Source organism: Bradyrhizobium oligotrophicum S58, from assembly GCF_000344805.1.
Taxonomy (GTDB): domain Bacteria; phylum Pseudomonadota; class Alphaproteobacteria; order Rhizobiales; family Xanthobacteraceae; genus Bradyrhizobium; species Bradyrhizobium oligotrophicum.
Genome location: NC_020453.1, coordinates 2,672,264 through 2,690,915, shown reverse-complemented (window position 1 = coordinate 2,690,915; position 18,652 = coordinate 2,672,264). Strand labels below are relative to the sequence as shown.

The following is an 18,652-nucleotide window of genomic DNA, read 5'->3' as shown; positions in this document are numbered from 1 at the left end:
TCACCTTCCGAGGGCCACTTTGATACCGAGCCAGATCGCGCCGACGAGGCCGGTCGCGATAACGGTGATGACCGCCTTGAATGTATAGCTCTGAGCCTGCTCCACGCTCTTGCGCCACCGCCGCAAGTGCTGAAAGTCAGCCTTCAGCTCCCTGCGGTCCTCCTCCTCGATGCCGAACGACGTGAGAATGGTCACGATCGCTCGCATCACGACCGCGTCGATCTCGTCGCGCTGAAGCTGGCTCTGCTTCGCTAGCGTCTCGGCGACCACGGCCTTGATCTCGTCATGGGTGATGTTCATCGCCGAATGATCCTCGCGACGTTTTCGAAGCCCCGCTTGGCGAAGTAGAAGGAGATGACGAGATTCGCCGTCGTCGACGCGAACCCGGCCAATGGATCGGTGGAGCCGAGCCCCAGGACCTTGTCCCACACCAGCAGCTTGCCCGAGCCGCGGCCGCCGAACGCACCCTTGTAGCGCGCGGGCGCGAGCAGCGGCTCGAACACTTTTGCGGTGGGGATCTTGAGGGTGGACAAGGATCACCTGCTCCTGCCGGCCGTTCACTTCGCGCATCCACGACGCAATTCTCGGTCGAGCCGCCATCATCTGGGGCTAACGGAGCGGTTTGACCCATCGGGTATACCAGTCGCTGAAATCAGCCGGCGACGCGTCCCCATCTTCGGGTTGCGGCCACATCTGCTGATGCGGGGAGACCAACCCGCCTGGGGCAGGCTGCACGTCCGGACTTCCGATTTCCGAGAGATACTGCTCGCTGCGTGCCGGAACCGTATAGAGCACATCGGATCCGACATGAGCCGCTTCCAAGATTCGATTTACGAGCGCAGTGCAGACATTCTTGTTGAAGACGTTGTAGTTGTTGCCTTCGGATCGGATGCGATTGATCTCCGCCAATGCCGCGCAGGCCTGAAACGATGCAGGGTCGCCCCGGCGCGGCTGCTCAGTATGAGGTCTGCGACCGAACTCGCGACGACCGACATCACTCATCGTCTTTCTCTTCATCCGCTCCATCTGGATGCACGATCACGCGTTCGATGCGATGGATCAGTTCCAGCGCGCCGTCTTCGCCGTTCTCGAGCGCCTGTGGCGGCTTGCCCCAGCCGCGGTCGAGGATGGCGTTGGCAGCCGACACCCGCGCCGCATGTGTCGCCTTCGTCGAGCGCATCACGCCGACCAGCGTATTGATCGCCGTCTTCGTGTGGCTCCGCGCCATCGAGCGAATTTCGGTGATTGTCTTTGACATCGTCGCTTCCGGATTGATGGAATGTGAATTCAGGTGGCACCGTCAGGACGGCGCATCGGCGGCTGCGATCACGACGAGACCCAACAGGGCCAGCGAGATCAGATAGGCGGTCATCGGCTTCTCCTGATTGATCAAGAAAGTCGCGGCGGATCGCGGCCAACGCGATCGCTTCGGGCGCGAACCCTATCCCTCGTTCGAGGAACCGCAGCAGACGCAGCGACGGTCGCTACGTCCGCAGGCCGCCCCGTTCGCGCGGGAACAGCCAATATCCGGACAAACAGGAAGGTGAACGCCTGCCTTTCACGCAGGCGCCCGTTCGATGGCGTCACATGGTGCGCGATCCGGCGCGACCGTTCGGCGCCGGCCACGTCACCAGACAAAAGCCCGCAGCCGATGCGCCGCCGGCCCCTCTAATCCAAAATTTCTGAAAAACCGACGATGGCATGATGCCGGTGATTTGCCCGACATGTCAAACTTGAATCAAAAGTGGCGATCAAGCTATGCGACTTTGATAACCGCCCGGCGAAATCCCCTTCGGCCAAACAAAACGCCCGCTGCCGAGTTCTCGGCGCGGGCTCTATGATTTCTTCGACGATGGCAAAATGCGCCTGATTTGCCCGACGTGTCAAGCACGAACACCAGCGATGACCTGAGGTGATCGTCAGCGCGTCTCGAGAGCCCGTCAGGCTGAGCTGGAGAGGGAGGTTTTCTGATGTACGTCGTTGCGCTCGTGATGGCCGTCGCATCCGCGTTGTTCTATGTCGCCGGCCAGCATCAGCTCGGATCGGTCGGTGCCGATGTCTGCCAATATGGCAGTCTGTTCTGCGACAAGCCGCACTACATGATGACAGGCGCGTTACTCGCCGGCCTCTGGGGAAAATTCGTCAGCATGCGCTGACAAAGCGACGGCCTTCCATCAGCTCGTCAGTTCTTGATCGCGTAGAGCGGCGTTCTCACCGTCAGCTGATAGACCGGCTTCGGCGCCCACGCGATCTGCGCCGTGATTCCGAACAGGCGGTTGTCGTCATCGTCCATGCGGTCGAGATCGAGCCTGAGCAGCGGCTGCGTGTACGACGCGATCGGCATGACGGCGAGCAGCTGCGCACCGCCGAACGATTGAATGCCGACGCGCGCGGAGACCTTCCAGTTGCTGTCCCACTGATAGAAGCCGCCGACATAGCCGGCCGTCGTGTCGCCGATCCGCGCGAGTGACGAGTCGACCTCGACGTGGGTGTACTGGACGCCGGCGAGCCAGCCTCGCATCTCCTCCGGGTCGAGCGCGTATTTGGCCTCGACCACGGTATTGAACGAGGTGGTGGCCAATGGCGCGTCCGGCACCGATCGCGTCAGCGTCGACTGCAGCGTCAATGTCGGAAATGCGCCGCCGTTCTGCCGATAAATGTCAGCCTGGAAGCCCAGGAACCAGCTGGTCACCGCGACGTCTGACCAGCCGGACAGGCCGTTATAGGACGTGCTACCGGTGAAACCGCCATAAAGCGAGAGCGCTTCGCCAAGATCGAACGTCAGCGGTACATCCACGCCAATGCCTTGGCTGGTCGGTGCCGACAGTTGCGGCCGTCCGGGCAAAGCCGGGCGGTCGAGAAGCTTTCGCAAGGTCGCGATCTGCGACAAGGTCCCGAACAGCGATGTCTCACCAAGGCCGGTCGACAACGCTCCGCCGGGCACATAGGCATAGTTCGTGCGAAAATCGATGTAGACGTTGACGCTGTCCGATGAGGATGATTGCTCCTCGTCGTCCTTTGCCACGGCGTTGCCGCTGCCCGCCAGCGCCGCGCCCAGCACCAGACCCAACAGCAGCAGCCCCCTGCGGCCGTCCGACGACCAACCATGTCCTGCCATATGACGCTCCCCAGGGCCGAAACTACCCCGGGAGAAAGTCCCGCTTCAAGCGCGGGCTGACGAGGCGCCATCGAACGGCGGGGGATAGTGACCCGGCGGCTTCACTCGGAGGGCATCGCCTTGGCGGCGCTCCCGCGCGCGGCCATCACCTGGCGCAGCACGCGCGACAGCTCGTCGACTGAATAGGGCTTGTGGATCAGGCTGAAGCCGTGGCGGTCGCCATCAGCCAGGACGTCGCTGTATCCACTGTTGAGCACGATGGGAATCATCGGGAGCCGTCGCCGGATTTCCTGGCCAAGGGTGACTCCGTCCATTCCCGGCATCACGACGTCGCTGAGCACGAGATCGAAGCCGCCGGGATTGTCGTCGATCATCCGCAGCGCATCGGTGCCGCTGCGCGCCAAAATCGTTCTGTAGCCGAGATCCTCGAGCAGCTGCGTCGAGAATTCGCCGATCTCCGGGTTGTCCTCGACCACCAGCACGTTCCAGCGCGCAGCGAGCACCTCGGGGCTGGACTCACTCCGCTCGCGCGGTCCGAGCGGCTTTTGCGTGAGCGGAAGCAGGAGGGTCAGCGTCGTGCCCTTGCCGAGCTCGCTGTCGGCCAACACCCGGCCTCCGGACTGATGAACGAATCCGTAGACCTGGGAGAGGCCGAGACCCGTGCCGCGCCCGACACCCTTGGTCGTGAAGAACGGCTCGAAGATGCGATCAATCTGATCGGCAGCAATGCCGCATCCGGTGTCGCTGATGGCGATCGACACGAACTGCTGCTGTCCGCCGGTTCCGTCAATCTGAGCACGGTCGCAGCGGATGGTGAGGACGCCCCGGCCGTTCATCGCGTCGCGTGCATTGGCGACGAGGTTCACGAGCGCCGTCTCGAACTGATTGACATCGACGTCGACCGGAAGCGGCCGCGATCGCAGGTCGAGCTCGATCTCAGCCGGTGCACCGAGCACCGTCTGCAGCATGTCCTCGATCCGTTCGATGTGCCCCGCGGCATCGAAAACGTGGCGCTCCATCGGGGTACGGCGCGCAAAGGCGAGCAGCTGTCCGGTGAGCTTGGCCGCACGGTCCGCCGTATCCGAGATCGCATCGACGTAGCGGCGCATCCGCTCCGGCGACAACTGACGGCGGCGCAGCAGGTCGGCCGATGATCTGATCACGGTCAGAAGGTTGTTGAAGTCGTGCGCGACGCCGCCGGTGAGTTGGCCGATGGCCTCCATCTTCTGCGCCTGGCGAAACGCCTCCTCCGCCTTGCGCCGCTCGGTCAGCTCCACGGCCTCGGGCACGATGGCGACGACCTGTCCGGATTCGTCGCGAACCGGCCGCATCTGAAAGTCGAACCAGCGCCAGCCGCCGACCGGGAGATCGAGCTGCAGCTCCTGTCGGGCCTCGTCGCCGCGGGCGACGGCGTCGACCAGCGATTTGATCACCTCGGGCATGCCTGGGGTGCTCGCAAACCACGGTGTCTCCCAGAACGGCTGCCCGGCGACCTCCTTCAACGGCGCGGCGATCGCCTCGAGCAGGGTGGCGTTGGCGTCCAGCAGCGTGCCGTCGCCCGAGAGCAGAGCCTGGAAGGTGTAGCTCGCCTCGAAGATCGTGCGGAGCCGCGCCTCCTTGGCCTGCAGCTCGGCGGTCCGCTCCGAGACCTGCGCCTCCAGCCTGTCGTTCAGCTCGCGCAGCGTGGTCTCGGCTTCGCGCCTGACACGTGCGAGATCGATATTGGCGCGCACCCGGGCCAGCAGCTCGCGCGCGCTGAAGGGCTTGCTGAGATAGTCGCTGGCGCCGGCATCGAGTCCCTCGACCTTCGCCTCCTCTCCGGCGCGCGCCGACAGGATGACCACGGGAATGTCGCGCAGTCGCGCGTCGCCGCGCAGAGCCTTCAGGAGTCCGAAGCCGTCGAGCCCGGGCATCATGACATCGGTCAAGACCAGATCGGGCCGGCGCCGGCGAACCGCTTCGAGCGCGGCGTCGCCGTCGCTGACGGCCTCGATCTCGTAGTCCTCGCCGAGCAGGCGGCGCACATAGTCGCGCATGTCGGGATTGTCGTCGGCGAGCACCACGCGGTCCCGCCCGGACGCGGCCGCGGTGCGCACACCGAGATCGTCGGGTGAGGAGGCAGGGGGAAGATCGATCGATCCACTGCCGTTCAGCCAGCCCAGCGCCTCGTCGATATAGGCCTGCGCACGCCTGTTGGTGACGGCCTGCGACCGCGACGTTCCGAGCTGGTCGGCCGGCAGATGCAGCGCGCCGAGCGGAATGCGCACGACAAAAGCGGATCCACGGCCGAGCTCGCTCTCCGCCGCGATGTCGCCGCCGTGAAGCTTCACCAGCTCCTGCACCAGAGCGAGACCGATGCCGCTGCCCTCGAAGGACCGGCCGCGCGCGCCCTCGATGCGACGAAACCGCTCGAACAGATGCGGCAGCTCTTCCGGCGCAATCCCGGTGCCGGTGTCGCGAACTCTCAGTTCGGCGTGACGGCGATCGGCAGACAGGCCGATCGACACCGCGATCTCGCCCTCGAACGTGAACTTGAACGCATTGGAGAGCAGGTTGAGGACGATCTTCTCCCACATGTCGCGGTCGACGAAGACCGGCTCCGAAAGAGCAGCGCCATCGATGACGAGACGCAGACCCGCCCGATCCGTCGCCGAGCGGAAGTTGGAGACGAGCTCGGAGGTGAAGGCGACGAGATCCACCGGCTCGAAGCTCGCCGTCATGCGGCCGGCTTCGATTCGCGAGAAATCCAGCAGCGTGTTCACCAGCTTCAGGAGACGAATGCCGTTGCGGTGAATCAGGTTGAGGACGGACCGTTCTTCAGAACCGAGCTCGGCGCCGTCACCGCCGAGCATGTCCTCGAGCGGACTGAGCATCAGCGTCAGCGGGGTGCGAAACTCATGGCTGATATTGGAGAAGAACGTCGTCTTGGCGCGGTCGACCTCGGCCAGCGCTTCGGCGCGGCGCCGTTCGGCCTCGTAGGCACCGCCGTTACCGACGGCGGCGGCAATCTGGCCCGCGACGAGGTTCAGAAAACGGGCGTAGCTTTCGTCATAGAGACGAAACGGATTGAGCCCTGCGATGACGAAGCCGCCCCGGCCCGCTTCTCCGGACGGGGGAAGCGGAATCACCACGGCCTGCTTCGGCGGCTGGCGCCATCCGCCGCTTGGAAAGGCAACGCCGAACCGCGAGCGAAGATCGTCGACCAGAACTGCCGCCTGCAGTCTTTGTGCTTCGGCCAGAGGCCACATTCCCTCCGGTTGCATCGGCATCATTGCCTGAACCGCGCGATGATCGTGGTCGATGCCGGTCAAGGCCTCGAGCCGGGCTGATGTGCCGTCCGGTTCGGTCATATAGATCATGACGAAGGGAAGATCGCGCGGCTCCTGCGCCAGGGCGCGCGCGCAGCTCGCACAGGCCTGATCGATGCTACGAGCCTCCGCTCCAGCGTTCGCGAGCTCGCGCAGCAGCGACAACTGGCGCTCGCTGATCACCCGCTGGGTATCGTCGGTGTTGGCACAGAAGATTCCGCCGGGCGAGCCGTCGTCATCGGGAATGGGGCTGTAGGAGAACGTGTAGTAGGTCTCTTCGGCAAAGCCGTTGCGCTCCATGATCAGGAGCTGCGCCTCGACATAGGTGCCCTGGTCGCCACCACTCGCCTTCGCCAGCAGCGGCCCGATGTCTTCCCATATCTCGTGCCACACGACGGACGTCGGACGGCCGAGCGCCCATGGATGCTTGCCGCCAATGATGGACTTGTAGGCATCGTTGTAGAGATAGATCAGCTCCCTTCCCCAGCCGATCCATATCGGCTGCTGGGAGGTGAGCATGATCCTCACGGCCGTCTTCAAGCTCTGCGGCCAGTGCTCGGGCGGTCCGATCGGCGTTCTCTCCCAATCGAACTGCAACATCAGCCCCGCGAGCTCGCTGCCCCCGGCGAAAAGCCGCACGCGCTCGGCGACGCCGAGTGCCTGATCATGCTCTGGTTGCCGCCGGTCCGGCAAACGTTCCCCCTGATCCGTAGTTCGCCTCGATCAGCAACGCTGGCATCTCTCTGCGGTTCCAGCGACCGGAACAAAAAGGGGCCGAACGACTTCGAGAGACATACGCCGTCGCGCATCTAAGGGGGATCGCTGCCGTGGCCATGATCGTCGCATCCGAGCCGAACAAGCCGAGGAGGTCGGGCTGGAGCGTATTCCGACTGCTGGGTCCAGGCCTCGTCACGGGCGCGGCAGACGATGATCCCTCGGGAATTGCCACCTATTCCCAAGCGGGCGCCCAATTCGGCTATGGGCTGCTGTGGACCGTCTTCCTCACCACGCCGTTCATGATCGCGATCCAACTGGTCAGCGCGCGTATCGGCCGCGTGACCGGCAAAGGCCTCGCGGCCAACATCACCGCGCTCGCGCCCCGGTCGATCGTGTTCGGACTCGTCGCGCTGCTGGTCGGCGCCAACACCTTCAACATCGCTGCCGACATTGCCGCGATGGCGGAAGCGTTGTCACTGGTGATCGGCGGCCTCAACCACGAGCATGCATTGATCTTTGCCGCAGCATCGACCTTGCTGCAGGTGTTTCTGCCCTACCGTCGCTACGCGCCGGTGATCAAGGTGCTGACCCTCAGTCTCTTCGCCTACGTGGCCACGGCGCTGATGGTGAAAGTGCCCTGGAGCACCGCCCTGCTCGCGGCGGTGTGGCCGAGCCTGTCGACGGATGCCGACTACCTGCTGACCGTCGTCGCCGTGCTCGGCACCACGATCAGCCCCTATCTGTTCTTCTGGCAGGCCTCACAGGAGGTCGAGGAGATGAACCAGGGCAAGGTCGATCGTCCCTTGCGCGAGCTCAAGAAGAAGGATCATCCCGAACTGCGACGAATGAGGATCGACACCACGATCGGCATGATCTTCTCGAACGCCATTGCCTTCTTCATCATCCTGACGACCGCGACGGTGCTGCACGCCCATGGGGTCACCAAGATCGAATCGGCGACCCAGGCGGCCGAGGCTCTGCGTCCCCTTGCCGGCGACTTCACCTTCCTTCTGTTCGCCCTGGGGATCATCGGCACCGGCATGCTGGCGATCCCGGTGCTGGCGGGATCGGCCGCTTACGGTGTCGCCGAGGTCTTCGGCTGGCACGCGACCCTCGAAGCCAAGCCGGACGAGGCCGCGGGGTTCTACAGCATCATCGCCGCCGCGACCATCATCGGATTCGGCCTCGGCTTCACCGGCATCGATTCGATCCACATGCTGGTGTGGAGCGCCGTGCTCAACGGCATCGCTGCCGTGCCGATCATGGCGATGATGATGGTGATCGTCTCCAATACGACCGTGATGGGACACTTCCGCGCCCGGTCCTGGCTGATCGCCCTGGGCTGGGTCGGAACGGCAATCATGGCGATCGCCGTTCTGGCGCTGCTGTGGTCATTCGTCACGGGACACGCCTAGACCGGACGACCGTCTCCTCTGCGTGGCGGTCAACGCAGCCGCACAACGTCATTGGTGCAACGCGGCACGGAAAGTGTGATAACAGACCGATCCCGCCATCGTGCCGGGATTGATGCCGATCAACGCAGGCGCGCTCCGGTACGGCGAGGCTCGAACAAAGGACCTCGGAGATTGCCTTGACCCAACCGCAACGTATGAGCGCACCAACGCTACCCACCTATTCGCCGCGCGGGCTTGCGCTGCTCCGTGATCCGCTGCTGAATAAGGGGACCGGCTTCACCGAGCAGGAGCGCGATGCGCTCGGGCTGCGCGGCTTCCTGCCCGCCGGCGTGATGTCGATGCAGGCGCAAGCCGAGCGAATCCTCGTCAACCTGCGCAGCCTGCCGAGCGACCTTGAGAAGTACGTCGCGCTCAATGCGCTGCACGACCGCAACGAAGCGCTGTTCTTCCGGGTGGTCTGCGACAACATCGATGAGATCCAGCCGCTGATCTACACGCCGACCGTCGGTCTCGCCTGCCAGAAATACGGGCTGATCTTCCAGCGGCCGCGCGGACTGTTCATCTCCGCCAATGATCGGGGCCGGATCGCTGAGATCCTCGCCAACTGGCCCTATCGCGCCAAGCTCATCGTCGTCACCGACGGCGAGCGCATCCTCGGCCTCGGCGATCTCGGCGCCAACGGCATGGGCATTCCCGTCGGCAAGCTCTCACTGTACTCCGCCTGCGCCGGCATTCATCCCGAAGAGTGCCTGCCGGTGATGCTCGACGTCGGCACCAACAATGAAGAATTGTTGAACGACGCCTATTACATCGGCCTGCGGCAGAAGCGCATCACCGGCGCCGCCTATGACGCATTCGTCGACGAGTTCATGACGGCGGCTCGCGCGGCCTTCCCTGGCGTGCTGATCCAGTTCGAGGATTTCGCGAACCATGCGGCGTTCAAGCTGCTGCACAAATATCGCGACGACGCCTGCGTCTTCAACGACGACATCCAGGGCACCGCCGCCGTCGCGCTGGCCGGCCTGTTCTCCGCGCTGCGAATCAACGGCGGCAAGCTGCGCGATCAGACCGTGCTGTTCCTCGGCGCCGGCGAAGCCGCGACCGGCATCGCCGATCTCGTCGTCTCGGCAATGATGGCCGAAGGCCTGTCGGAAGCCGAGGCGTTGCGGCGCAATTGGCTGACGGACTCGCGAGGCCTCGTCATCAAGGGGCGCGAGAACCTGCACGGCCACAAGCTGCGCTACGCGCATGAGCAGGCGCCGATTGGAGACTTCCTGACCGCCATCAAGACGCTGAAGCCGACCGCGATCATCGGCGTCGCCGCGGTCGGTGGCGCCTTCACTCCGGAAGTGCTGCAGACCATGGCCGAGCTGAACGAGCGTCCGATCGTCTTTGCGCTGTCGAACCCGACCTCGAAGGCTGAGTGCTCGGCGGAGGCCGCCTATCGCTACACGAAGGGACGCGCGCTGTTCGCCTGCGGCAGCCCCTACGATCCGGTCAGGCTCGATGGCAAGACCTTCGTGCCACGCCAGGGCAACAACTCCTATATCTTCCCCGGCGTCGGTCTCGGCGCAATCGCGACCGGCGCACGCTTGGTGACGGACGAGATGTTCATGGCCGCCGCACACACGCTCGCGAACTGCGTCACCGGTGCCGATCTCGAACAGGGCAGTCTGTACCCGGCCCTGCCGCGCATCCGCGAGGTCTCGGCCCTTATCGGCGCTGCTGTCGCCGGCGTTGCCTATCAGAACGGGCTCGCCGCTGGACCGGCGCCGAACGATCTGCTCGGCTTCGTCGAATCCAAGATGTACGACGCACGCTATTGATCGACAATGCGGGTGCCCCGGACCGGGGCATCCGTTTTTCCGACGAGGGTCCCGAGCAGCCGATCCCCTGCTATTGATCCGGGACGATCGCATTGGTCGGCGTCGGCCGATCGGTGATCTGCTGGCCGAACAGGCTGGCGATGAGTTCGACCGCGACGCGCGCCGTCTTGCCGCGCTCGTCGAGGAAGGGATTGAGCTCCACGATATCGACCGACCGCACCAGACCGGAATCGTGCAGCATCTCCATGATGAGATGTGCCTCGCGATAGGTCGCGCCGCCTGGAACGGTGGTGCCGACGCCCGGCGCCACCTCGGGATCGAGGAAGTCGACGTCGAAGCTGACATGCAGCACGCCATTTCGCGCGCGGACCTTGTCGAGAACCCGGCGCATCAAGACGCCGACGCCGAACTCGTCGATCGCACGCATGTCGGCAATGCTGACGCTTCGCCGGCGCAACAGCTCCTTCTCGGCCTTGTCGATCGACCGGATCCCGAACAGCTCCAATTGCACCGGCGGGATGGAGGCGCGCCGTTCGTCGCCAAGCAGGCCATCGAGGCCCGGCTCGCCGCACAGGAAGGCAGCCGACATGCCGTGCATGTTGGCGGTGATCGTCGTCTCCGGCGTGTTGTAGTCGGCATGCGCATCAAGCCAGAGCACGAACAAGTCCCGTCCGATCTCACGGCAATGGCGCGCAATCCCATTTACCGATCCCATCGACAGCGAATGGTCGCCGCCCAGGAACACCGGGATCGCTCCGGTCTGCGCCAGTTCATGGCTGCGACGCGCGAGCACCCGGGACCAGCGCTGGATCTGGCGATAGTGCTTGGCATTGGCGGGAGGCTCATCGCCGAGCTCGGCGATATCGGCAAAGCCGACATCGCCATAGTCGGTCACGTCAAGCCCGAGGCTTTCGAGCACGGTGATCAGTCCCGCGGTGCGCAGCGCCGCGGGACCCATCAGCGTGCCGCGCACGGAGGCGCCGAGGTCGATCGGCGCGCCGAGGACGGCGATGCGGTGCGGCGGTGTCGGGTCCGATGAAGCCACGATGAGGTCCTTTCACAGGCGGCCGACCATAGCGGCCCAGGGGATTTGAATGGAGCGCTGGTGCGGGCCGATCCACCGGTTTCGCAGGCCTCTCCGGGCCAGCGGGAACCAATCGCGTCAGACCGCATTTTCCGGAGCGTCACATGATCCTCGGTCGAGCCGAACCTGAAGTCCCGATCCGGCCGATGAACGTCGAGAAGGCAACGATAGTGAGCAGCGAAACGTTCGAAACACCTCCACAGCCGGGCGTCGCCGAACGCGCGCTCGATGCCGCGACGGACATGTCCCGGTCCCTGGGCGAGATGGCCGGGACTCTGAGCGCCGCCGTCGACCGCCTGAACGAAGCCGCGAAGGATGCGCGGCGGCCGGGAACGGCGCTGTCGACCCTGAGCGCAATCACGCGCGAGGCTCCGCTCGCCAGCCTCTCCGTGGCGTTCCTGTTTGGCGTGGCCGTCGCACGTCGGCGCTGAAGGCGCGATCAGAACAGCCGGGGTCCGCGCCGGTCGAGCTGCTGATCCCATGTCAGCAGCGTGGCCGCGATGATCATCAAGGCAATGCCGCCGACGCTGATCAGGAGCTGCATCGCAAAGCCGCTCGATATGTCGGTCAGCATGACCTGGCCGATGAACGCCAGCAGCACGCCGATACAGTAGATCGAGAGCGAATTCTCGCCGCACCTGATCATCGCCGTCATCAGCGGACGTATCGGGCCGTGCCATTGCGGCGGTGCCAACCGCGACACCACGAAGGCGAGCGACAGGAAGTGCAGCAGCCGGACCGGGGCGAGATGGCTCTTGTAGATCGGATAGATCAGGCCGGAGATGGCGGGTGGGATCAGGCCTTCCAGGCTCTTGAACTCCCAGCTCAGGGCCATGAGCAGGCTGAAGGCGAGATAAGCGAGCGCCATGATCAGCAGCGTGCGCGAATTCAGGATCGGACGCAGGCTTGCGGTGCCGACATAGGCGTACCAGCCGCCGATCACGAACAGGAACTGCCAGGCGAACGGATTGAAATAGAGCTCGCCACTCGGCCACGCCGGCACGTGCCAGCTGAACAGCTGAACCATCATGTAGACGAGGAACGAGAGCCCCAGCGTCAACGTCGCGCTCGTCATCATCAGCCACAGGATGACGGGGAAGCAGATGTGCAGCACCGCGAATGTCAGCAGGATGTCGGTGTTGACGGGGGCGAACTGCAACAGCGCCACATGCAACAGCGTCGGACCGGGCTCGCGAAAGAAAAACCCGGTGTTGGTCTCGTCGACAAAGCGCGTGCCGCCGCCGACCGCCCATACCAGCGCCGCATAGGCCAGCAACAGCACCAGAAAGGCGGCATAGATCTCCCATGCCCGCCGCAGTGCGCGGACCACCGTGGTCGTCCAGCCGTGCTTTCCCAGCGAACCGCCATAAGCCAGCATGCAGGTGTAGCCCGAGATGAACACGAACACTTCAGAGGTGTCGCTGAAGCCGTAGTTCCGCAACGTCAGCCAGGACAGCGAATTATCCGGGACGTGATCGACGAAGATGAACCACAGCGCCAGACCGCGGCATGCATCGAGCCTGAGGTCCCGACGCCCATTGCTGGTTCCGGCCGCGGCGACATCGTGGTTCGCCAGCTCTCGATTGTCGGCAATCAAGATGAGCCTCGTCGTAGGTGGCGCGACTGGTAGTCGCTCGGGACGGCGCCGGGTCTGAAACGGCGCGCTACCAAGCGGCTCGGACTCGATGTCGTCCATGGGATGCTCCCGCGTTGTTGCAGATTCCACCCGTCCTGTCTGTCTCGGCCACGTTGGAGGGGCGCACGTAAAAAGTGTGCACGGGAACCGCGCGCGCAAAGGAACATTACCGGCATGGTGGTGTTAACCACCTTACCGTCACACATCTGGCAATTGTTCCAGTCCCGTATTTGCCCGGATTGATTGTAGGTTGTTTAGACGTTGACTTGCAGTGGAAGTGTTAAAGGGGGGTTCCGTGATCCACCGAGGTGTCCAATATACCGTCGTGGCGACTGCCGAACCGGACATTTGGGAATGGCGATACGAGTTCGGTGATCAGGTCAAGACCGGACGAACCCAGACCAGGCTGGCCGCCCTCGCCGCACGGCGCGTGAAGTCGAAGATCGATGCCGCCCTTCGCACAGCCCAGACCGGCTCGGTGTCCGCCGCCAATGTCGTTGAGCGGATCGACTTGGCGAAGGCCACGTCGCACGGGCTGACCTGACGCTCGTCGTCTTCGCATGGCCGTCGGTTGACGCGTCGGACAGGGCTCTGTCCGAGCGCCGCCTGTTGAGACAGATCAAGGCATTCGTGCCGGGATTCGTCATGATCAGGTAATGGAAACTCTCGTTTTTCGCTGCTCCCAGACGGGATCGAACGTGCAGATCGGCTTGGCCGTGCCGGCTTTCGCCGAGCCCGCCGACGCCTACGAAGCGGTCGCGTGTCTGGCATGCGGGCGCATGCACCTCGTCAACAAGCGCACCGGAAAGATGCTGAGCGACAGGGAGGGCCCGAGATGTCCTACGTTGCAGAAGAGCTGACGGACGCGTCTTCACCAAGCCCCACATTGCTGCGCCGCCTCAGCAACCTCTTGAAGTCGATCATCAGCCGGATCGACCTGTCCCATTTCCCCAGGTCATGCTGTAATTGACCACTCGGATCCGGTTGCGTCGAGCGACGCACCTGCACGCCGGAAGGAGCGACACGATCGTTCCTGCGACGAAGACCCCCTCGCGAGCTGCCGTCATTTGCTTCAACGGCGGACGTCACGCTCGAATTCAACGGACATAAGATCGGGAGTTCCTGGATGCGTGGCTTGGTAATCAGAGTTCTGGCGGTTGCGGCTGCCACTGCGGCATCGACATCGGTGTGGGCCGCCGATGCCGACCATGGCGCCGACCTCGCCCGGCGTTGGTGCGCGTCGTGTCATCTGGTGGAAGGAACGCAGAAGCAGGCCAGCGCGGATGTTCCGTCCTTTTCGCAGATCGCCCAGAAGGCGGATTTCACTCCTGAGAAGGTCGCGTTCTTCCTGCTCGACCCGCACCCGAAGATGCCGAGTTTCCCTCTGAACCGGCTGGAGGCGGCCGATATCGCCGCCTATATCGGCTCGCTGCGCAAGTAGCGATGGCCTTGCGGCGGCCGATCGGCCGCCGGTCTCGCTTCATGCGTGCCGCAGCGTCTCAGGACTTGTTTTCAGTCGCCTTGGTGGCGGCGGACATGATGACGGACGTGATCGTCTTCATATGCTCGCCGGCGTTCGTGAACTGACTGCGCAGGAATTCCGACTGGATCCGCATCGCCTCTTCCAGCTCGGTGGCATGGACGAGCTTTCGAGCATGCTCGAAGGCCGTCTTGATGTTCTGTTCGGTGAGGGTGAGCGCCTGCTTGGACATGTCGGCGGCAGGCCCGGGAACCGTAGAGATCGATTTGCCAGCCGCGTCGAAGAACATCTCGAAGGCCCTTTCCGCCTGCGCAATGGTCTTTTCCGCGAGGTCGCGCAGTTCGGCGGGCACTTCCAGTTTGGTTTGGGTCATTGTTGCGTCCTCCACGACAGACCCAACTACCACATCCGGCTCGCTGCGTCCCCGGGCAAATGCATGCCCCCGCCGCGGAGGGCGGCATCTCAGAGTGCGGCCATGCGGTCACGCGCGATCTGAAGCGAATATTCGATCGAGGCGAGATGACGATCATAGGTTCGTCGCGCTCGCGCATCTGCGACGAAATCTGAAAGCTCTCGGGCATGCTGCAGGGCAAGATCGAGCAGCAGGACGGTCTTCCTGACATCCTCCCGGACGGCCGGCGCTTCCGGTCGAGCGGCGCCGAGTCGACCGACGCCGGCAACCGCGGTTTCCGCGTGCGCCGTTGTGAACGCGGCTTGAGCCGGGACCGTCCGCGAGCGGAACGGAATGATGTTGGACATTGGCTTCTCCCGCTGCTTTCGCAGAGGCGGATCTGAATCAAGTTTTCGCCTCTATACACGCGGCATTTTACTGAAGCCTTAGACCGGTTCCCGACGGCATGGCCGAGTGCGGCCCCAACGTGAGCAGCAGAATTAACCTGAAAGCAAACGGGCGCCGCCGAAATCCGGCAGCGAGGCTTGGCGCGATGCAAGCCGGCCGCTTCAGCCCGAAAAGCGGCGACGATATTCCGACGGCGACACACCGAGATGGCGCAGGAACGCGCGCCGCATGCGCTCGTCATCGCCGAAGCCGGCCCGCTTGGCGACTTCGACCACGCTGTCGACCTGGCGGCTTTCGAGCAGCAGACGCGCCGTCTCGACCCTGAGCGCCTCGACGCCTTGCGCGGGCGTCATTCCGGTGCGGTTGACATAGCTGCGCGCGAAAGTCCGCGGCGTCATGCCGGCCCGCTCGGCCAGCGTCTCCACCCTGAGATCGCTTGCGATGTTCTCGATGATCCAGGCATGCAGCGCGCTGAACCGGCCCTCGACGTCGGAGGCCTGCGCCGCCAGCACGGTTGAAAACTGACTTTGGCCGCCGGGACGCTTGAGGAAGACGACCAGCCGGCGCGCGACGTCGAGCGCGATGGTGTGGCCGAAATCCTCTTCGATCATCGCCAGCGCCAGGTCGATGCCCGCGCTGACGCCCGCGGACGACCAGACCCGTCCGTCCTGCACGAAGATGGCATCCGGCTCGACCTTCACGTTCGGGAAGCTGTCCTGCAGACGCGGGCAGTAGCGCCAATGGGTCGCCGCCCGCTTGCCCTCGAGCGCACCGACCCAGGCCAATGCAAATGCGCCGAGGCAAACGGATGCGATGCGCCGCGCGCCGGGCAGCACCTCACCGATCCACTGCATCGCCGCGTCATCCTGACGCAGCTTCCAGATGCCCGGCCCCCCGGGGATCAGCAGCGTATCGACGTCCTGCGGGTTCATGGCCGAGAGCGGCGCGGTGTCGATCATCAGCCCGACATCGGTCGGCACCAGCCCGCCCTCCCTGGACACGTAGCTCAGCGCGTAGCCCGGCCCCGGCAGCTCGATCTCGCCGAGCTCGGCAAACACCTGGGCAGGTCCGGACACGTCGAGCAGCGTCACCCCCGGGAAGGCGAAGATCGCCAGCCGCCTTTCGGCACTGTCTCGGTGCACTGCAGAGCGCCGGGGGGAGTTGGCAGAATTCGAGGGCATATTGTCCTTTAAGCCATCGGATGGCGGCCTGTATAGCTCGACCTCGAAGTGCTGGAGTTCATGCGATGTCGCGCAACCTGGACGGCCGATACAAGACCATCGTGTCGCCCTGGGACGACTACACCGTCTACAGCTTTCCCGACGCATCGCAGATTGCAGCGCCAGACCGGCAGCCGGTCATGGATGCGATGAATTCGATCATTGCCATTAACTGGAAGGCAATCGAACCGCACTGGACTGCGGCGGCGTCGCCGTTCGACAGCAAATACAGCCTCATTCTGGTCTACGATCACATCGGACTGGCAGCCTTCTCCGTCTATCGCGTGATGACCATTGCGCAGCGGCTCGCGATCTACCGCAGCGGCACCGAAGTGCTGCCCGCGCATCAGGGGCGTGGCCTGTATGGGTTCTTCACGTCGCAGATCCTCAAGCATTCCTCCACAACTACACGCAGCGAGGGAGTTCTGTACGGATGGCGAACGCGCAATCCGATCGTATGGGCTGCCAACGCCAAGATCTGCGAGCGGGTCGCGCCGTCGCTGCTTGGTGAGACCGCGGATGCCGAACTGCAGGCCGCCTGCGTCGAGATGTGCGCGACGATCTATCCCGACAAGCCGCTGGAGGTGCCCCGCATGATCATGCGCGGCGCCTACGGACACATCGAGCACATCCGGCAGGACTATCACGGCGCCGCCTCCTTGGTGGAGACGGCGATGTCGCAGATCATCCCGGACTCGGCCGACGCGCTGTTCTCCGTCGGCTATGCGAGGGTGTGATGGCCGTGCTCGGACAACAAGCCGTCGCTTCCTCTTCCTCTGTACTGAGGTTCGCCGACCGCGCCTATGTCGCGTGGGGAACGGTCGCGTTCGCCTACGCCATCGCCTTTCTGCAGCGGATGTCGCCGCAGACCGTCGGCCTCAGCTTCGCCCATGACTTCGGCACCGACGCCTCGGGTGTCGCGATGCTCGCCTCCAGCTACTTCTGGGGCTACACCCTGATGCAGATCCCGGCGGGCGTGCTGGTCGACCGCTACGGCGTCAAGCGTGTCGTGCTCGGCAGCATGACGGCCTCGGTGCTCGGCAGCGCCGCCTTCGCGCTGTCGCCGAGCCTGCTCGACGTCTTCATCGCGCGCGTGATCGTGGCCTGCGGCGACGCGCTGGTCTTCACGGCGCTGTTGAAGCTCGTGGCTCAGAACTTTTCCGACGAACGTTTCGGCCTCATGTCGGGTATCTCCCAGGTGTCGGGCTATGCCGGCGGCGTCATTGCCACGACGCCGCTTGCGGCGGCCGTGAGCGGCTTCGGCTGGCGCGCCTGTTTCCTTGTCATCGCCTGTGTCGGCATCGCCAACCTTGCCTGCGCATCCGTTGCCTTGAAGCCGGCGCCTGCGAACTACGCGGGCAAGACGCTCAAGAGCGTGCTGCTGGCGTGCTGGCACGCGCTCGCATCGGCTGCAAACTGGGGTTGCGCGATGAGCTTCGCCGCGCATTTCGCCGTCGTGACCACGCTCGCGGGCGTGTGGGGCATTCCGATGGTCGCGCATTATTTCGGCATCTCGCCGTCGGCCGCCGGTGGGCCATTGCTCGCCTTCATGGTCGGAAACGCGATCGGATCGATCTTCCTCGGCCATATAGCCGATCGGACCCGGTCGCTGGATACGGCCCTGATCCGCATCACGCTGCTGCGCATGCTGCTCGTTGCGATGCTGTGGCCGGCGCTCGCGCACACTTTCGGACTGTTCTATGTCGGCGCCGTGTTTGCCGTGCTCGGTCTGGTGGCCGGCGGCACCGTGCCTCTGGTCCTGAAATGCACCAAGCATCTCTACACGGCCGAGCGCATCGGCGTGGGCGCGTCGATCAACACGACGTCGGCCGGCGTATTTGCCGGACTGTCCCAGCCGGTGATTGCCTTTGCCATGATGGCCGCAAGCGGCCTCGGCACCGATGCGGGATCGAACCTGCACATCGTTGCGAACGACTCCGGCTACGCAGCCCTGATCGAAATTCTTCTCCTGATGTCGCTTCCTGGACTGCTTGGGCCGCTGATGATGAGGCGCAAATTGATACTTCGTACTTAAACATAAGAAACAGA

General features: G+C 64.2%; 20 protein-coding genes. 9 read left to right on the top strand and 11 right to left on the bottom strand.

Translation table 11 applies throughout. The features are described from left to right. The 4 genes from S58_RS11715 to S58_RS11700 form a co-directional block, all read right to left on the bottom strand. Entirely contained in the window at positions 1-300 is a 300-nt protein-coding gene (locus S58_RS11715) for a hypothetical protein (protein ID WP_015665517.1), read from the bottom strand. Further along, positions 297-533, bottom strand: a complete 237-nt coding sequence (locus tag S58_RS11710; RefSeq protein WP_015665516.1) for a hypothetical protein — start codon at positions 531-533, stop codon at positions 297-299. The genes S58_RS11715 and S58_RS11710 overlap by 4 nt, the downstream gene beginning before the upstream one ends. Positions 534-609: 76 nt before the next feature. Then, positions 610-1,002 (bottom strand): hypothetical protein, encoded by a 393-nt coding sequence (locus tag S58_RS11705; RefSeq protein ID WP_015665515.1) that lies wholly within the window; start codon positions 1,000-1,002, stop codon positions 610-612. Next, complete coding sequence (locus S58_RS11700) at positions 995-1,258, bottom strand: hypothetical protein (protein WP_042339259.1); 264 nt, start codon at positions 1,256-1,258, stop codon at positions 995-997. The genes S58_RS11705 and S58_RS11700 overlap by 8 nt, the downstream gene beginning before the upstream one ends. A 712-nt stretch (positions 1,259-1,970) precedes the next feature. Here S58_RS11700 and S58_RS11695 point away from each other — a divergent pair. Next, entirely contained in the window at positions 1,971-2,156 is a 186-nt protein-coding gene (locus S58_RS11695; protein WP_015665512.1) for a hypothetical protein, read from the top strand. 26 nt (positions 2,157-2,182) lie between these two features. On the opposite strand, the gene S58_RS11690 is transcribed toward S58_RS11695, so the two are convergent. Together S58_RS11690 and S58_RS11685 are read right to left on the bottom strand one after the other, a co-directional pair. Further along, positions 2,183-3,118, bottom strand: a complete 936-nt coding sequence (locus S58_RS11690) for a hypothetical protein (RefSeq protein ID WP_015665511.1) — start codon at positions 3,116-3,118, stop codon at positions 2,183-2,185. A gap of 101 nt (positions 3,119-3,219) precedes the next feature. Next, positions 3,220-6,945: an ATP-binding protein gene (locus S58_RS11685; protein WP_244440802.1), complete on the bottom strand. Its 3,726-nt coding sequence runs from the start codon at positions 6,943-6,945 to the stop codon at positions 3,220-3,222. Between S58_RS11685 and S58_RS38965 the strand changes: the two genes are divergently transcribed. From S58_RS38965 to S58_RS11675, 3 genes are all read left to right on the top strand, one after another. Next, positions 6,944-7,090, top strand: coding sequence for a hypothetical protein (locus S58_RS38965; RefSeq protein ID WP_244440745.1), 147 nt, complete (start codon positions 6,944-6,946; stop codon positions 7,088-7,090). The genes S58_RS11685 and S58_RS38965 overlap by 2 nt on opposite strands. Before the next feature lie 163 nt (positions 7,091-7,253). Then, complete coding sequence (locus tag S58_RS11680; protein WP_015665509.1) at positions 7,254-8,558, top strand: NRAMP family divalent metal transporter; 1,305 nt, start codon at positions 7,254-7,256, stop codon at positions 8,556-8,558. 194 nt (positions 8,559-8,752) lie between these two features. Continuing rightward, positions 8,753-10,384 (top strand): NAD-dependent malic enzyme, encoded by a 1,632-nt coding sequence (locus tag S58_RS11675; RefSeq protein ID WP_042339256.1) that lies wholly within the window; start codon positions 8,753-8,755, stop codon positions 10,382-10,384. 70 nt (positions 10,385-10,454) lie between these two features. On the opposite strand, the gene rocF is transcribed toward S58_RS11675, so the two are convergent. After that, positions 10,455-11,429, bottom strand: a complete 975-nt coding sequence (gene rocF, locus S58_RS11670; protein WP_015665507.1) for an arginase — start codon at positions 11,427-11,429, stop codon at positions 10,455-10,457. Between the two features lie 209 nt (positions 11,430-11,638). Between rocF and S58_RS11665 the strand changes: the two genes are divergently transcribed. Then, positions 11,639-11,899 (top strand): hypothetical protein, encoded by a 261-nt coding sequence (locus S58_RS11665; protein WP_015665506.1) that lies wholly within the window; start codon positions 11,639-11,641, stop codon positions 11,897-11,899. Positions 11,900-11,907: 8 nt separating this feature from the next. On the opposite strand, the gene S58_RS11660 is transcribed toward S58_RS11665, so the two are convergent. Beyond that, on the bottom strand, positions 11,908-13,065 hold the full coding sequence (locus S58_RS11660; protein WP_015665505.1) for an OpgC domain-containing protein: 1,158 nt from the start codon (positions 13,063-13,065) through the stop codon (positions 11,908-11,910). 334 nt (positions 13,066-13,399) lie between these two features. On the opposite strand from S58_RS11660, the gene S58_RS11655 reads away from it, so the two are divergent. Together S58_RS11655 and S58_RS11645 are read left to right on the top strand one after the other, a co-directional pair. After that, a complete protein-coding gene (locus S58_RS11655; protein WP_015665504.1) occupies positions 13,400-13,648 on the top strand; it encodes a hypothetical protein in 249 nt (82 codons plus the stop codon). Positions 13,649-14,230: 582 nt separating this feature from the next. Then, a complete protein-coding gene (locus S58_RS11645) occupies positions 14,231-14,545 on the top strand; it encodes a c-type cytochrome (RefSeq protein ID WP_015665502.1) in 315 nt (104 codons plus the stop codon). 58 nt (positions 14,546-14,603) lie between these two features. Here S58_RS11645 and S58_RS11640 read toward each other — a convergent pair whose 3' ends face one another. From S58_RS11640 to S58_RS11630, 3 genes are all read right to left on the bottom strand, one after another. Further along, positions 14,604-14,957, bottom strand: a complete 354-nt coding sequence (locus S58_RS11640) for a phasin (protein WP_015665501.1) — start codon at positions 14,955-14,957, stop codon at positions 14,604-14,606. An 89-nt stretch (positions 14,958-15,046) separates the two neighbouring features. After that, positions 15,047-15,343, bottom strand: coding sequence for a hypothetical protein (locus S58_RS11635; RefSeq protein WP_015665500.1), 297 nt, complete (start codon positions 15,341-15,343; stop codon positions 15,047-15,049). 201 nt (positions 15,344-15,544) lie between these two features. After that, positions 15,545-16,564: a GlxA family transcriptional regulator gene (locus S58_RS11630; RefSeq protein WP_083938568.1), complete on the bottom strand. Its 1,020-nt coding sequence runs from the start codon at positions 16,562-16,564 to the stop codon at positions 15,545-15,547. 65 nt (positions 16,565-16,629) lie between these two features. On the opposite strand from S58_RS11630, the gene S58_RS11625 reads away from it, so the two are divergent. Both S58_RS11625 and S58_RS11620 read left to right on the top strand, forming a co-directional pair. Then, positions 16,630-17,340 (top strand): hypothetical protein, encoded by a 711-nt coding sequence (locus S58_RS11625; protein ID WP_015665498.1) that lies wholly within the window; start codon positions 16,630-16,632, stop codon positions 17,338-17,340. Next, positions 17,340-18,638 (top strand): MFS transporter, encoded by a 1,299-nt coding sequence (locus tag S58_RS11620; RefSeq protein ID WP_015665497.1) that lies wholly within the window; start codon positions 17,340-17,342, stop codon positions 18,636-18,638. Before S58_RS11625 ends, S58_RS11620 begins: the two co-directional genes overlap by 1 nt. Positions 18,639-18,652: the final 14 nt, after the last annotated feature.